This window comes from Pantoea sp. X-Soil-ISGK-421 (assembly GCF_059730785.1).
Window position 1 is genome coordinate 3590427 of record NZ_AP035979.1, and the last position, 14907, is coordinate 3605333.

Here is a 14907-nt window from a genome sequence, read left to right on the forward strand (position 1 = left end):
ATTATTGTCGGGCGAAAAAAAAGCAGCCTCTTGGGCTGCTTTCAGAAAGCGATGACTCTTATTGTCCGGCGATTTTCATCTCCGGCAGCAGCACCGAACCGCATTGTATATTGCTGCGGGTTTCAATGTCGTTACCGACGGTTACCATATTGAGCCACATATCCTTAAGGTTTCCGGCGATTGTGATCTCGCTCACAGGGTATTGAATCTCACCGTTTTCCACCCAGAAACCGGATGCACCACGTGAATAGTCGCCGGTCATACCGTTGATGCTGGAACCCATCATCTCGGTGACCACCAAACCGGTCCCCATCTGCTTCAGCATATCGTCGAAGCTGTGGCCCTGGCCGGCAATACGCCAGTTATGAATACCGCCCGCGTGGCCGGTGCTTTGCAAGCCCAGCTTGCGCGCCGAGTAGCTGGTCAACAGCCAGTTTTGCAGCACGCCATCTTTAATGATGTCACGCGATTGCGTGCGCACGCCTTCGCTGTCGAACGGCGTGGACGCCAATCCTTTCAGCAGGTGCGGATGCTCTTCAACGGTGAGCCATTCCGGCAGAATCTGCTTACCGAGTGAATCGAGCAGGAAGGTGGATTTGCGGTACACGCTGCTGCCGCTGATCATGCCAACCAGATGACCAAACAAACCGGTCGCCACTTCCGGCGCGAAGATCACCGGCGCTTTCATGGTCGAGAGCTTGCGTGGCGCCAGACGTGCCAGCACGCGACGCGCGCACTCTGCACCCACCCAATCGGCGCTTTTCAAATCGTCAAAGGAGCGGCCAATGGTGTAGGCGTAATCACGCTCCATGTTGCCATCCTGCTCAGCAATCACGCAGCTGGAGAGCGAATGGCGGCTGGAGCAGTAGCTCTGCAACATGCCGTGGCTGTTACCAAAAACTTTGATTCCCACGTGGCTGTTGAAACTGCCGCCTTCGGTATTGGTGATGCGCTTGTCGGCCTGCAGCGACGCTTGTTCCGCCTGAGCAGCCAGCTCGATAGCGCGATCGGCATCGATCTCCCACGGATGGTAGAGATCGAGATCCGGTGCGTCAAACGCCAGCAGATCGGGATCGGCTGGTGCGCCAAAAGGATCCACTGAGGTGTAGCGCGCAATGTCGATCGCCGCCTGCACGGTGCGTTTGATCGCATCCGGGCTGAGATCGGTTGATGAGGCGCTGCCTTTACGGTTTTGATGGTAGACGGTGATGCCGAGCGCACCATCGCTGTTGAATTCGACGTTTTCCACTTCGCCATAACGGGTACTGACGCCGATGCCGGTGGTTTTGGTGACCGCCACTTCAGCGCCATCGGTGCTGGCTTTTGCCAATTCCAACGCCTGCGCGACAGCCTGTTCCAACACTTTACGTTGTTCTGCAACCTGAGTAGATACGTTCATCGACCTGCCGTCTAATCTTAAGTATGAATGAATTGAGTCTATCAGACTCAGAGAACAATTTCGCAGTCGCCCGATAAACTGGTAGGATTAGCCTCTTTTTTTAGGGAGCCAAGAGATGACCAAGCAGCCCGAAGACTGGCTCGACGATGTGCCGGATAATAATGACGAAGAAGATGAAGAGATTATCTGGGTCAGCAAAAGCGAAATTAAACGCGATGCCGAAGAGCTGAAACGCCTTGGTGCCGAGCTCGTTGACCTGGGGAAAAACTCCCTCGACAAAATCCCCCTCGACGAACAACTGCGCGACGCGATTGAACTGGCGCAGCGCATCAAGAAAGAAGGCCGTCGCCGTCAGTTACAGCTGATCGGTAAGATGCTGCGCTCCCGCGATGAAGATCCGATTCGCCAGGCGCTGGATAAGCTGAAGAACCGTCACAACCAGCAGGTTGCGCTGTTCCATAAGCTCGAGATATTGCGCGATCGTTTGATCGAGCAAGGTGATGACGCGGTAGCAGAAGTGTTTAACCTCTATCCGCACGCCGATCGTCAGCAACTGCGCAGCATGATCCGTAATGCGCAGAAAGAGAAAGCCACCAATAAGCCGCCTAAATCCGCCCGCCTGATTTTCCAGTATCTGCGCGAGCTGGCAGAAGCTTAAGTCTGCTGCGGACATGAAAAAGGTCGGCACGAATGCCGACCCTCGAACGGTACATCGTAGGGTGGCCATTAATGGCCACCGCACAATTACCGCCCTAACCGCTCCAGCAGTTTCTGGTGAATCCCACCAAACCCGCCGTTACTCATCACCAGAATCGAATCGCCTGGCTGAGCTTTCTTCGCCACCATTTCTACCAGCGTATCGATATCCGCGCTCCACTGCGCCGGCTGGATGCACGCCTCGGCCACGTCGGACACCTGCCATGGAATGTGATGGGGCTGGAACAGGAACACTTCATCTGCGCGTCCCAGCGACGGCGCCAGCTCGTTCTTGCTCACGCCCATCTTCATGGTATTTGAGCGCGGCTCAAGCACCGCCAAAATGCGCGCCGTGCCACCCACTTTGCTGCGCAGCGCCGCCAACGTGGCCAGAATCGCGGTAGGATGATGAGCAAAATCGTCATACACCTTGATGGCATTCACTTCACCGCGCAGTTCAAGACGACGGCGGGCATTAATGAAACTGCTCAACGCTTCACCGGCATCCACCGGCTTCACCCCAACGTGACGTGCCGCCGCAATCGCCATCAGGCCATTGTGCATGTTGTGCTCACCCACCAGCGCCCAGTTCACTTCGCCGACTTTCTCGCCGTCGAGCCATACTTCCCAGTGTGAGGAGTCCGGCGTGAGCTTTTTCGCCTGCCAGTGACCGTTGTCGCCCACGGTTTCCTGCTCGCTCCAGCAGCCCATCGCCATCACTTGCTTGATGTTGTTGTCGTGCTCCGGCAGCAGGATCTTGCCCTGGCCCGGCACGATGCGGATCAAGTGATGGAACTGCTTCTGGATAGCGCGCAGATCGTCAAAAATATCCGCATGATCGAATTCGAGATTATTGAGAATCAGCGTGCGCGGGCAGTAATGCACAAACTTGGAACGCTTGTCGAAGAACGCGCTGTCGTACTCATCCGCCTCGATGACGAAGAATGGACTTTTTCCTAATTTTGCTGAAACCTCGAAGTTTCCTGGCACACCACCGATGATAAAGCCCGGTTCAAGGCCGCAAGCCTCGAGAATCCACGCTGCCATGCCGGCTGTAGTGGTTTTACCGTGGGTTCCCGCCACCGCCAGCACCCAACGATCGCGCAGCACGAAATCGTGCAGCCATTGCGGGCCGGAGAGGTAAGGAATGTTGCGTTCCAGTACCGCTTCCACACAAGGATTGCCGCGCGTCATCGCGTTGCCAATGATCACCAGATCGGGTTGCGGATCGAGCTGACTGGCATCATAACCTTCCGTTAATTCAATGCCTTGCTGTTCCAGCAACGTGCTCATCGGCGGATAGACATTGGCGTCTGAACCGGTAACGTCGTGTCCCAGCGAGCGCGCCAGCATTGCCAGTCCGCCCATGAAAGTGCCACAAATCCCGAGGATGTGAATACGCATAAAGAGATCCATTACTCAAAAGTTCGGCGCACAGTGTAACGCCGAGTTGCGAGGGAAGAAACGGATTAGGACTATGGTTTTTAAAGTTCAATCGGCTAAACTGCGCTCATACGTTGGTAGCTTGTTACAGCTGCTGCCACTCCATCGTAGATGCAGGGAATGTGTTATGAAAACGTTAGGCGAATTCATCGTCGAGAAGCAACACGACTTTCCACACGCCACAGGTGAACTGACGGCGCTGATTTCTTCCATTAAGCTTGGCGCTAAAATTATCCACCGCGATATCAACAAAGCGGGTCTGGTGGATATTCTGGGTGCCAGCGGCGTGGAAAACGTGCAGGGTGAGCAGCAGATGAAGCTTGATCTGTTCGCAAATGAAAAGCTGAAAGCCGCCCTGAAAGCGCGCGGCGTGGTTGCCGGTATCGCGTCTGAAGAAGAAGATGAATTCGTCATCTTCGAAGGTTCAGAAAATGGCAAATACGTCGTGTTAATGGATCCACTGGATGGTTCTTCGAATATCGACGTTAACGTTTCCGTCGGCACCATTTTCTCTATCTACCATCGTATCAGCGAGCCGGGTACGCCAATCACCGAAGCCGATTTCATGCAGCCAGGCAACAAGCAGGTTGCTGCCGGTTATGTGGTTTACGGTTCTTCCACCATGATGGTTTACACCACCGGTGTGGGCGTGCATGCGTTTACCTACGATCCGTCGCTCGGTGTCTTCTGCCTGAGCCACGAGCGCATGACCTTCCCGGAGCAGGGTTACACTTACTCCATCAACGAAGGTAACTACATTCGCTTCCCACAGGGCGTGAAGAAATACCTGAAGTTCTGTCAGGAAGAAGATATCGCCACCAAGCGCCCGTACACCTCGCGCTATATTGGTTCACTGGTGGCGGATTTCCACCGCAACCTGCTGAAAGGCGGCATCTATCTTTATCCAAGCACCGCAAGCCATCCGCAAGGTAAGCTGCGTCTGCTGTACGAATGCAACCCGATGGCCTTCCTGGCAGAGCAAGCGGGCGGTAAAGCCAGCGATGGCGCGAATCGCATCCTTGATATCCAGCCAGAAACGCTGCATCAGCGCTGCCCGTTCTTCTGTGGCAACGACTCGATGGTGGGTGACGTTGAGCGCTTTATCCGTGAGTATCCGGACAATCATTCAGCGTAAGTGACATCCCGCATTGCCAAGCCCGCCTTAGAGCGGGTTTTTTGTTTTCATATTCCTGATCCTGGCCTGACGATCAATGAGCGCGCCATCTTCCGCATAATAGCGACTTGGCCAAATTTCGGCGGGCGAAATACCAATCGCTTCGGCAATTAATAATTCCCCTTTTGGCCATGGCCGCACTAATGCATTGGCGAGGGTGGTTGAGCATAATCCAGATTGTCGCGATACCGCCGCCATTGACGTTCCTTTCTTTCGCAGAGCAGCAATAATATCGGCAGGATGCCAGTCTGGTTTCGAATTATTCACGCAACTCTCCTTAGTCCGCTTATCCGTTCTATTTACGATACTACGTTACTCGTAGTATCTGACAAGCAGTAAATCTACGATTCTCGTAGCCATGAAATCGACCTCCTCTCTCCAGCTAACCTTCCAACGACGCTTGAAACAAGCGCGTCTGGCTAAAGGCTTGTCGCAGAAAGGATTGGGGATGGCCGCGGGAATTGATGAGTTTGTTGCCAGTACGCGAATTAATCGTTACGAGAATGGAATTCATCAGGTTGATTTAGATACCGCTCAGAGATTGGCGGATGTATTAGGAATACCTGCCGCCTATTTTTACGCGGAAGATGATGCATTAGCGGAAAAAATTCGCACGCACAATAATAATTAAATAACGGCCTATTGATTCACTGCATTTAAATACGCTTTGCGATTATTTGATTGTTGGGTCGCTATTTATAGCGACCCACTTTATTTCTCACGTATTTACTTTATTACGCCGCAGCAACCCGAAATTGCGCCATCGAATCCTGCAACTGCTGCGACTGCGCTTCCAGCGACTGCGTTGCGGCACTGGCTTCTTCAACCAATGCAGCGTTTTGCTGCGCGGCTTCATCCATCTGCGTCACCGCCTGATTCACCTGTTCAATACCGCGACTTTGCTCTTCCGAGGCGATGGAAATCTCTTTCATCAGCGTGGTGACACGCATTACTTCGCTGGAGATTTCATCCATGGTTTCGCCTGCACGCGTAGCCATGTCGCTGCCCTCTTTCACCCGCGTTTGCGATTCCGCAATCAGCTCACGAATCTCTTTGGCGGCGGTAGCGCTACGGCCCGCCAGCGTGCGCACTTCATTGGCGACCACGGCGAAGCCGCGACCTTGTTCACCTGCACGCGCCGCTTCGACCGAGGCATTCAGCGCCAGGATGTTGGTCTGGAAGGCGATGCCATCAATTACGCTGAGGATGTCGCCGATACGATTGGAGCTCTGGGTGATCTCCTGCATCTTCTCCATCACGTAGCCCACCACTTCGGCACCGCGGTCGGCGCTGTCAGAGACATTGCTGGCGAGCTGATTGGCCTCTTTGGCATTGCTGGCATTGAGACGCACGGTGGCGGTGAGCTGCTCCATGCTGGCAGCGGTTTGCTCCAGCGAGGCGGCTGACTCTTCGGTACGCTGGGAAAGATGCACCGTGCCAGCGGCTAACTCGCGACTGCCCACATCAATCTGCAAGCTGGCTTCGCGCACCTGGCTTACCGAACTGCTCAGCGCCAGCTGCATATTCGCTAACGCCTGATTGAGGCGGCCTAACTCATTTTTCCCGGCCGCTGGCAGCGGCTGTGACAAATCGCCCGCGGCAATTTGCTCCAGATGCACAATCGCGCCGTCGAGTGGACGCAGCAACAGACGACGCAGCAGCAGCCACGCCAGCGCAATCAGCAGCAAGGTCAGGGCCACTGAAACACCAATCAGAATCTGCAGCTTCAGCTCATCATGTGCTGCCTGCGCAAGGCGCGTCGCGGAAACATCATTGGCGTACACGCTAAAATCATTGACCGCTTTCGAATAACTGGCCGCCAGCGCCGATTGTTTGCCTTCCAGCACCTGATAATATTCGTCGGTGTACTGTTTTTTCAGAGCATCAATCATCGGTGTGATGCCCTCTTTCTCGTACGCGTTATAGGTCGCGACAACGGCATCAGCCAGCGTTTTACCGTGCGCGGTGACCGTTCCGGCATCCACAAAGGCTTGCAAATACTTATGCGAACTCTCTACCGCAGCCTGGGTTTGTTTGGTGATCACATCCCCGTCATCCAGTAAACCAATTTCAATTTTACGCACCGCCAGCGCAGCGTTGGCGCGAGCCCGCATCAATTCAGAACGACTTTGATACAAGCTGTTGAGCTCAACCCCCTGAATGCGGTTGAGCGCATCCAACGATTGATTACCTGCGTTGATAGCAGAAATCCCCATCGCGCTCACCGCCAGTAGCAGCAGCGTCATAAAAGCCAAGAGCGTGAGTAATGCAGTACGAATAGATAGCTGTTTGATCATGATCATCCCCGTTTGCAAGAAAAGGCAAAATCCGCTGGCCCTAAAACGGAGAGATTATCGGCAGTTGATCGCAGAAACTTTATCCGGCATTGATGGTCAATCTGCTGACGATCACATACGCTTCAGTTTTACTGAACTCTGCCCCCGCAAAATTTAAGGAATGAAACAATGAAAAAATGGCTCCCAATGGCGTTTTTACTGGCAAGTGGTTTCGCCACGGCACAGCAGCAGAATCCTATCGATCAGCAGCTCGACCAGTGTATGAATAAGGAATCCACCACCCTTGGTATGTCGCAATGCTATGGCACAGCCAGTAAGGCGTGGGATAAAGAGATGAATGCGCAGTACACGCAAGCGATGAAAAAATTAACCGGCGAGCCTAAAGACAAATTGCGCAACGCCCAACGTGCATGGCTGACGTATCGCGATAACTGGCTGGATGCCAGCCGCAGCTATTTCATGAGCAGCCAGGGCACGATGGCCGCGCTCTCGGTCGGTGCGCAGGGTGTCAGTCTGGTGCGTAATCAGGCCCTGATGTTGCAATCAATTAACAAAGGCAGTTGCGCCAACCCCGACGATTGTTGATTAATGTAAGCGTTTAATACGCTTAGCGCTGGTAACAGCCAGCGCGCCCATCAATCTGCAGGGAGAAATCATGGCTGCTTATGCCTCCACCATCATTCTTGTTTGCCTCGCCGTCCTCAGCTATTTCGTTCATAACAGCGCCGTTACCATTTCGATTCTAATCCTGCTGGCGATTAAGCTCACCCCGCTGTCGCAGTTCTTTCCCTATGTGGAAAAACAGGGCATTCAAATCGGCATCATTATTTTGACCGTTGCGGTAATGGCGCCGCTGGCCAGCGGTACGCTGCCGGCATCTTCGCTGCTGAAATCGTTCGCTAACTGGCAATCAATTATCGCGATTGTGGTGGGCATTTTTGTTGCCTGGCTTGGCGGACGCGGCGTGAACTTTATGAGCGTGCAGCCGTCGGTAATTGGTGGGCTGCTGATTGGTACGGTGATTGGTGTAGCCTTCTTTCGCGGTGTACCGGTTGGACCACTGATTGCTGCGGGTATCGTCTCGCTGTTTGTCACCGCGAAGTAGCGGGTTGGAGCATTCCGAAACGCCAAAAAGGGGGCATACTTTCAGAGTCAGTTGGCTATAATAGCCGTCACTCAACATATGACTAATGAAGGAAAGCCAGATGAGTTTGAACCAGGTGCCTGCAGGTAAAGAGTTGCCAGAAGATATCTATGTTGTCATCGAGATCCCGGCGAATGCCGATCCGATCAAATATGAAGTCGACAAAGAGTCTGGCGCCCTGTTTGTAGACCGTTTCATGTCTACCGCCATGTTCTATCCGTGCAACTACGGTTATATCAACCACACGCTGTCTCTGGATGGTGACCCGGTTGACGTACTGGTGCCAACCCCGTATCCGCTGGTGCCGGGCTCCGTTATCCGCTGCCGTCCCGTTGGCGTGCTGAAAATGACCGATGAGTCTGGCGAAGATGCCAAACTGGTTGCGGTTCCACACACCAAGCTGAGCAAAGAGTACGATCACATCAAAGATGTGAACGACCTGCCAGAACTGCTGAAAGCGCAGATCACCCACTTCTTCGAGCACTACAAAGATCTGGAAAAAGGCAAATGGGTCAAGGTTGACGGCTGGGATAACGCAGAAGCGGCTAAAGCTGAAATCATCGCCTCTTACGAGCGCGCGCAGAAGAAATAAGTTTCTTTTCTGCCAGCCATAAAAAAACACCGTCCAATGGACGGTGTTTTTATTTGTTAGCTATCGCCATCGCGCCTTAGCCAGTCGCCGCTCGCAATGTGCGTGCGACCTGCAATGGAGCGTTGATAGACATACAGCCAGGCACTGCCGTAAGGCGTCTGAATAAGCTGGCGCTTGTATTCGCCATTTTTGGTGCGCAAGGCATCAAGTTCGCCGAGCGTGCTGGCGTCAATGCGATACACCTCGCAATAGACGCTACCTTCTCCTTCCACCACGCCCGGATAGTGACCCAGATTGTAGAGATCAAACCCCACAATCTGATGGTCGCCGAGCCACTGCGCATTCGTCATCCAATGACTGTTTCCCTGTTTGCGCCGTAAACTGCCGTAGACAATTATTCGCATTGCTAAAACTCAAACTGATAGAGCAAATCCAGTGCCTGATCGAGACCTGACACGGCTTCTAAATAGAGTTTGGGCATCAGGCGATAACGCAAGGTTAACGTCGCCAGTGAATCAAATATGCCAACACCGTATTTTACTTGTAGACCCGGCAACACGTAACCACTCACCTGCACCTGCTGGCTATCACCTACGCCAGCGGTATCAACTGCCAGATTACTGACGCCGAAGGTCTCGCCGATTTTACCCACAACCTGACCACTTTGCGCAACCCCCAATCCAACAAGGGCGGAAGTTAATGCGTTACTGTCGCCATCGCTGTTGAGTCCCTGACCGCGTAACAGGTAAGAAAGCGCTTCCTGCTGCGACATCGCCGGATCGGAGAACACTTCCACTTTCGGCTCATCCGCCAGCCCGGTTACACGCAATCCGGCGGTGACATCGTCTTCAGTGGCCTCTGGATTACGGATCGCCTCAAGGTTGACGTAAGGTTGATCCGGCGGACCGGCAAACTGCAACTCACCTTTGCGCACCACCAGATCCTGACCATACGCATGGAAGCGACCGGACGGGATATTGATCTGACCGTTTAAGCCAAGGCCATTTTTATCCTGCACCAGTTTGAGATCGCCATTCAGCTTGGCTTTCAGTCCAAATGCCGAGAGACGCACATCATTACCAACGTGGATCACCAGATTACTGTTGATCGGAATGGCGGCGGTTTTCGGCGCAATCGGCTTGAGGTTTTGATCCAGCATCACTTCATCCGACGAGACGCCGGTGGCGCTTTCCGGCACTTCCTGCACGGTAATGCGCGCCCACGGAATATCCACTTTGCCATCTAGACTGAACGCCGCTGGTGTGGCTTCAAATACCAGATCCGGCGAGACATCCATGCGCACCATGGGTGGCACCGTGACGCGGATGCGGCTGCCCTGAGCGGCGACGCGTGCGCGCCAGTTGTCCAGCTGGCTCCAGTCGGCATTACCGCTCAGGTTAAGATTGCCCTGCGCTGTCTGAATCATACCGTTGAGCGTTGAGCTCATGCCGTTGAACACCATGTTGAGATTGGCAGCGGTGAGATCGACCGGCATAAAGCTGCCGTCCACATCCACGTCGCTCAGCCCCAACTGACCAAATACCTGCGGCTGTTGCAGCGTGCCGCCAAGGCGCAGATTGCTGTTCAGGTTGCCTTTGATCTTCTCGCCCTGCATCAGCGCCGGATTCAACATCGCCAGCGAAATGTTACTGATGCCGATGTTGCCTGACAGCTGACGACGATTTTCAGGATCGGCGATCTGCACATTGCCGCTCAGTTGGCCGTTATTGACGATATGAATCAGCCAATCCAACTGGGCCCGACCGTTTTTCAGCGCTGCATTCAGATTCAGCGTGTCGAAGGCGATCGGTAAGGTGTTGCCCTGCACGTCCTGTTCCACTTTCACACCGTTGCCTTTCAGCGCTAGCGTGCCGGTCGGCAGCGCGCCGTCAGCGGTCCAGTTGACGCGCGCATCACCGCTGAACACGCCGTTCAGTTTGGTCGCATCGGTGAGAAACGGTTTGATCATCGCCAGATCAAAACGATTGAGCACCACATGCGCATGTCCGCTGGCACCCGCTTCAATCGGTTCCGGTACGCACAGCTGAGCGTTCGGGTTCTGCCAGCAGTGCGGCCCGATGGTCGCGGTTTGCTTGCTGTTGAGGTAATCGATCGCCATCGCGCGCGTCAGGCGCCATTCGCCTACCGGCGTGTCGAAATGCGTATTGTTGAGATTGCCCTGCCAGCGCTCAGTTTTGCGATCAAAGCTGCCGTTAAGCGCCAACTGACCGGAAACCGGTTCGCCCTGCACCTCGAGCTTCAGCTGATGCTGCTTTTCGTTGCCATCGGCGTTCAGCGTCAGCAGGTTCACTTTTAGCGCATCCTGCTGCAGCTGTTCCACGCGCAGTTGCAACTTCCCGGCGATTTGATCGCTGGATTTCACATCGCCCTGCAACGCCACGCGACGAATTTGCAGTTGCTGCCAGCGCAAACCGGTTGCCGTAAGATCGGCCAGCAGCTGCGGTGCCTGCAAGGTGCCGCGCGCTTTGATGGTACCTTTGGCCACGCCGCCCAATCCCGGCAGCGCGTTATCCAGATTCGGCGCATCAATGTTAGCGTCGAGATTGAGCGTATCCCCCAGCTCGCCCTTCACGTCCAGATGGTTGCGGCCCAGCGCAATATTCAGGCCGGGCACCTTCCACTGGTTGTAGCTGTTGCCGGTCAACGTACCTTTGGCGCTTACTGCGTTCTGCTTGACGTTACCTTTCAGCTCCAGCTGCGGCACGCTGAGCTGCCAACTGCCGCCGTACAGGCTGCCGCGCGTGGCGATTTTTCCTTCCAGCTTCGCTGGCCAATCCGGATACTGTTTGGCGGTGTTGATGCCCGAGAGCGTCAATTCACTGCGCCAGCTGATGGCTTTGCTCCAGTCCACCAGCGCCGTCAGATCGATATTGCCCTGCAGCGCCGCAACCCGCAGCTTATCGAGATTGAACTGCTGTACGTTGCCTTTGCCGTCCAGCGCAATCGTGGCGGGTGGCACACCTTCGCCCTTCACTGCGGTGCGCAGTGACATGACGTAATCGGTGGCTTTGCCTTTGAACTGATAATCGAGGTTATCCGCCTGATACTGCACCGCACCGGTCAGCGGCCAGCGCAGTTGCGGGCTGGTAAGTTTCAACGCCAGCGGCAAACCGGCTACGGCAGGTTGTGCCGTTGCATCCAACTGTGCGCGTACTGGTCCGGAGAGATTCAGTCCCAGTTTCAGTTCATCGCGCATTGCACCCGCGAGGTTCATTTTGATCTTCTCGCCCTTGATCGGGTCGAGATTAAGCGTGCCGTTTAACGCGAATTTCACCGGCCAGTTGTCGGCCAGCGTCGCTTCCCCACTGGCGTTGACTTGCCCTTGCGGCGAATCGACATCAAAGGTTTCCAGCTGCAGATGGCGATCGGCGGTTTTGGCTTTCAATAACAGGCGCGTAATCGATACATCGGTATCGCCGGTAATGCGCAGCTGTTCACCCAGCAGTTCCTGCACGGTGATATCCAGCGGCAGCTGGAAGTCCGGCATTTCCGGTAACAGCGGCTTAGCAAACATTGCCTGCAGCGTTTCACCCAGCGGTTTTTCATCCGGCTGCGGCTGCTGCACTTTTGGCTGCACCACTTGTTCATCCACCACGTTGGCGGCTTTTGGCAGCGCGATCAGCAGGCTTTGGATATGGGTTGGCGTCAGCGTCAGTGCGCGATCCTGCCACTGCAGGCCAGTGGTGAAATCGAGCAGTGAAATCGCCGTATCGTCAACTTTAACGTTGATGTTATGCAGGCCGACTTTGCTCAGCGTGATCGGATACGGCGTGCTGAGATTGGTGCTGCCGCTCTCCTCTTCTGGCGGCGGCGCGCTGGCAGGCGCCATTTTTTTGCTGTCTACCACCACGCTGACATCCTGCAGCGCGATGTCATTCACACACACCGATGAATGCAACAGACAGTTGAGATTCAGCGCCAGATGGAAACGTCCCGCATCCACGTTGACGCCTGGCATTTCATACTTCACGCCGCTTAGCGTCAGGTCACGCCAGCCCCCTTCAACCTGCTTGATCGACAACCCTGGCACCCAACGATCGGCGCCTTTCAGCAGCAGATGCAAACCTGGCGTGGTGCCAACCAGAAACGCGATGCTGCCAACCAGCAGCACCAGAAAAATACCGATACCAATCAGGACCTTTTTCCACAGCTTCATAGTTCAGGCCCCAATCCTACATAAAATTGCAATCCATGCTCCTTGTCGTCGCCAATCGGCCGCGCGATATCAAACTTGATCGGCCCTACCGGAGAAGACCAGCGCACGCCGAAGCCGGCGCCGGTTTTAACGTTGCTCTGTTTGATGTCGTTAACCGCTTCACCGGAATCGACGAACACCGCGCCCCACCATTTTCCGGTCACGTTGTATTGATATTCGAGCGAGCCGGTGACCATTTTCGAGGCGCCGGTCAGCTTGCCGTCGTCATCGCGTGGCGAAACGTCTTTGTATTTGTAACCGCGAATACTGCGATCGCCACCGGCGAAGAAGCGCAGATCCGGCGGCACTTTGTCGAAATCGTTGGTTTCGATCCAGCCGAGATTGCCACGCGCCACAAAGCGATGTTTGTCGGCAAGGGTACGAATCCAGACGTTTTGCGCCTGCATGATGACGAAATCAACGTCCGAACCCCAAGTGGTATCCGACACGTCCACCGAGTAACGCTGCGAATCGCCCCACGTCGGCATTAAACCGCCGCGCGAACGGGTGCGGTTCAGGCTGACGCCCGGATAGAGCAACATGGTGGTGTTGGTGACGCTGGCTTGGGTAAAGTGATCGAGACTCCAGCGCAGGTTAATCGCCTTCTGCCATCCGCTGCTGCTGTCCCAGTTACGTGACATCGCCAGCGTGGTGGTATCGGCTTTGGTATCGTTGAGATCGGTGCGCTTCACGCCGCCGGAGAAGGTGTAATACTGCTCCAGCGGACTTTTCAGCAGCGGGACTTTGTAACTGAGATCGAGCTGCTGCTCCGGCGCAGAGACGTAGGCGCTGGCGGCCAGACTGTGGCCGCTGCTGTTGATCCACGGTTTTTTCCACGTACCTTTAATACGCGGCCCCACATCGGTGGAGTATCCGACGCCGGTTTCAATGGTGTTTTCTACGCGTGGTGAGACCACAGCATTCAGCGGCAACACTTCGGTTTGGCGGCCTTTATCAAATTCAGGCGCCACTACCACCGAGTTGAACCAGCCGGTCGCCGACAGGCGGCGGTTGAGTTCCGCCAGATCGCGCGAGCTGTAGTGATCGCCCTTTTTGAACGGCACCAGATTTTGCAGATAGGCTTCGTCGATTTGCGAACCCTGGAAACTGACATCGCCAAAACGGTAACGCGGGCCGCTATCGTAGTTGATGTCCCAGAAGGCTTCGCGTCGTTCGACCGAAACGCCAAGCTGGCTTTGCTTAAAGTCACCGTCGAAGTAACCATTACGCAATGCCAGGCTGGAGAAACCGTTTTTGAATTTGTCGTAGGCGCCGTGATTCAGCTGCGTACCCACTTTTGGCCTGCCCTGTTTGACCCAAGCTTGATAATCCGCGTCAGTTCGGGCTTCACCTTCAATCACGATGGTGCTGCCGCCAATCTTTACCGGTTCGCCGGGCGTGACGTGGGCGATCAATACCGGACGACCACCTTGCGGCGGAGCCGGGCGCGATTCGAAATCGATCTGGGGCTCGTAATAGCCCAGCGCGCGCAAGCCTTCCTTGATCGCTTCCGCGACGCGCGCCTGGAAACGGCCGTCATTCGACACCTCGTCACTGCCAATAGTGGACAAGCGTGCTCTGACGTTCTTCTGCAAATCCCCGGTCAGACCATCCAGCTGCAAGCGCACTTTTGCTGCCTCAACGGCAGGTGCAGCAAGCAACAGGCTGGCCAAACAATAAACATGAAATCGTGGCACACGTACTCCTGTTAATAATGCCGGCCCCTATTCCGCAGGGGCATTTATTCTGTAGAAGGGTATCACCACCGCTCGTATACCCATCAGCATAGCCGCCTTTTTTCTGCCCATCGGCGTAAACCCAGCGACTAAGCCAAATTGTGACCTATTGTCGGTAAATGGGGGAAACGATACAACCGCCAAGCGATTCTTCTGTGCGTGGCCATTGCTCACTCGGATTAATCCGAACGCATAACGCACGCCTCTGGC

13 protein-coding genes are annotated in these 14907 nt (G+C 54.8%); 6 read left to right on the plus strand and 7 right to left on the minus strand.

Going from position 1 to position 14907, the window contains the following annotated elements:
- Positions 1-58: 58 nt before the first annotated feature.
- A complete protein-coding gene (pmbA, locus tag AC6I8K_RS16515; RefSeq protein ID WP_497827095.1) occupies positions 59-1399 on the minus strand; it encodes a metalloprotease PmbA in 1341 nt (446 codons plus the stop codon).
- A gap of 115 nt (positions 1400-1514) precedes the next feature.
- Between pmbA and yjgA the strand changes: the two genes are divergently transcribed.
- Positions 1515-2057, plus strand: a complete 543-nt coding sequence (gene yjgA / locus AC6I8K_RS16520) for a ribosome biogenesis factor YjgA (RefSeq protein ID WP_064738403.1) — start codon at positions 1515-1517, stop codon at positions 2055-2057.
- Between the two features lie 86 nt (positions 2058-2143).
- Here yjgA and mpl read toward each other — a convergent pair whose 3' ends face one another.
- Positions 2144-3499: a UDP-N-acetylmuramate:L-alanyl-gamma-D-glutamyl-meso-diaminopimelate ligase gene (gene mpl / locus AC6I8K_RS16525; RefSeq protein WP_064738402.1), complete on the minus strand. Its 1356-nt coding sequence runs from the start codon at positions 3497-3499 to the stop codon at positions 2144-2146.
- Positions 3500-3665: 166 nt separating this feature from the next.
- Here mpl and fbp point away from each other — a divergent pair, with 166 nt between their 5' ends.
- Positions 3666-4673, plus strand: a complete 1008-nt coding sequence (fbp, locus tag AC6I8K_RS16530; RefSeq protein WP_064738401.1) for a class 1 fructose-bisphosphatase — start codon at positions 3666-3668, stop codon at positions 4671-4673.
- A 27-nt stretch (positions 4674-4700) separates the two neighbouring features.
- On the opposite strand, the gene AC6I8K_RS16535 is transcribed toward fbp, so the two are convergent.
- Complete coding sequence (locus AC6I8K_RS16535; RefSeq protein ID WP_497827096.1) at positions 4701-4979, minus strand: helix-turn-helix domain-containing protein; 279 nt, start codon at positions 4977-4979, stop codon at positions 4701-4703.
- Positions 4980-5070: 91 nt separating this feature from the next.
- Here AC6I8K_RS16535 and AC6I8K_RS16540 point away from each other — a divergent pair, with 91 nt between their 5' ends.
- On the plus strand, positions 5071-5343 hold the full coding sequence (locus tag AC6I8K_RS16540) for a helix-turn-helix domain-containing protein (RefSeq protein ID WP_483816296.1): 273 nt from the start codon (positions 5071-5073) through the stop codon (positions 5341-5343).
- Positions 5344-5446: 103 nt separating this feature from the next.
- On the opposite strand, the gene AC6I8K_RS16545 is transcribed toward AC6I8K_RS16540, so the two are convergent.
- On the minus strand, positions 5447-7009 hold the full coding sequence (locus AC6I8K_RS16545; protein WP_497827097.1) for a methyl-accepting chemotaxis protein: 1563 nt from the start codon (positions 7007-7009) through the stop codon (positions 5447-5449).
- Positions 7010-7177: 168 nt separating this feature from the next.
- Between AC6I8K_RS16545 and AC6I8K_RS16550 the strand changes: the two genes are divergently transcribed.
- From AC6I8K_RS16550 to ppa, 3 genes are all read left to right on the plus strand, one after another.
- Complete coding sequence (locus tag AC6I8K_RS16550) at positions 7178-7594, plus strand: lysozyme inhibitor LprI family protein (RefSeq protein WP_064738398.1); 417 nt, start codon at positions 7178-7180, stop codon at positions 7592-7594.
- Between the two features lie 70 nt (positions 7595-7664).
- A complete protein-coding gene (locus AC6I8K_RS16555; protein WP_064738397.1) occupies positions 7665-8114 on the plus strand; it encodes a DUF441 domain-containing protein in 450 nt (149 codons plus the stop codon).
- Positions 8115-8214: 100 nt separating this feature from the next.
- A complete protein-coding gene (ppa, locus tag AC6I8K_RS16560) occupies positions 8215-8745 on the plus strand; it encodes an inorganic diphosphatase (protein WP_007892166.1) in 531 nt (176 codons plus the stop codon).
- Positions 8746-8801: 56 nt separating this feature from the next.
- On the opposite strand, the gene AC6I8K_RS16565 is transcribed toward ppa, so the two are convergent.
- From AC6I8K_RS16565 to tamA, 3 genes are read right to left on the minus strand one after another with little or no spacing between them, the layout of a single operon-like run.
- The gene (locus AC6I8K_RS16565) at positions 8802-9149 is read right to left on the minus strand and encodes a gamma-glutamylcyclotransferase family protein (RefSeq protein WP_064738396.1); all 348 of its coding nucleotides are present in this window, start codon (positions 9147-9149) and stop codon (positions 8802-8804) included.
- A gap of 2 nt (positions 9150-9151) precedes the next feature.
- Positions 9152-12922 carry an autotransporter assembly complex protein TamB gene (tamB, locus tag AC6I8K_RS16570; protein WP_497827098.1) on the minus strand — a complete coding sequence of 1257 codons (3771 nt, stop codon included), beginning with the start codon at positions 12920-12922 and terminating at the stop codon, positions 9152-9154.
- Positions 12919-14658, minus strand: a complete 1740-nt coding sequence (gene tamA / locus AC6I8K_RS16575; protein ID WP_497827099.1) for an autotransporter assembly complex protein TamA — start codon at positions 14656-14658, stop codon at positions 12919-12921. The genes tamB and tamA overlap by 4 nt, the downstream gene beginning before the upstream one ends.
- Positions 14659-14907: the final 249 nt, after the last annotated feature.

Excerpts from the sequence above, each read along its gene's own strand:
- pmbA (WP_497827095.1), bottom strand. The coding sequence starts at position 1,399 with ATGAACGTATCTACTCAGGTTGCAGAACAACGTAAAGTGTTGGAACAG.
- yjgA (WP_064738403.1), top strand. The coding sequence starts at position 1,515 with ATGACCAAGCAGCCCGAAGACTGGCTCGACGATGTGCCGGATAATAAT.
- mpl (WP_064738402.1), bottom strand. The coding sequence starts at position 3,499 with ATGCGTATTCACATCCTCGGGATTTGTGGCACTTTCATGGGCGGACTG.
- fbp (WP_064738401.1), top strand. The coding sequence starts at position 3,666 with ATGAAAACGTTAGGCGAATTCATCGTCGAGAAGCAACACGACTTTCCA.
- AC6I8K_RS16540 (WP_483816296.1), top strand. The coding sequence starts at position 5,071 with ATGAAATCGACCTCCTCTCTCCAGCTAACCTTCCAACGACGCTTGAAA.
- AC6I8K_RS16545 (WP_497827097.1), bottom strand. The coding sequence starts at position 7,009 with ATGATCAAACAGCTATCTATTCGTACTGCATTACTCACGCTCTTGGCT.
- AC6I8K_RS16550 (WP_064738398.1), top strand. The coding sequence starts at position 7,178 with ATGAAAAAATGGCTCCCAATGGCGTTTTTACTGGCAAGTGGTTTCGCC.
- AC6I8K_RS16555 (WP_064738397.1), top strand. The coding sequence starts at position 7,665 with ATGGCTGCTTATGCCTCCACCATCATTCTTGTTTGCCTCGCCGTCCTC.
- ppa (WP_007892166.1), top strand. The coding sequence starts at position 8,215 with ATGAGTTTGAACCAGGTGCCTGCAGGTAAAGAGTTGCCAGAAGATATC.
- AC6I8K_RS16565 (WP_064738396.1), bottom strand. The coding sequence starts at position 9,149 with ATGCGAATAATTGTCTACGGCAGTTTACGGCGCAAACAGGGAAACAGT.
- tamB (WP_497827098.1), bottom strand. The coding sequence starts at position 12,922 with ATGAAGCTGTGGAAAAAGGTCCTGATTGGTATCGGTATTTTTCTGGTG.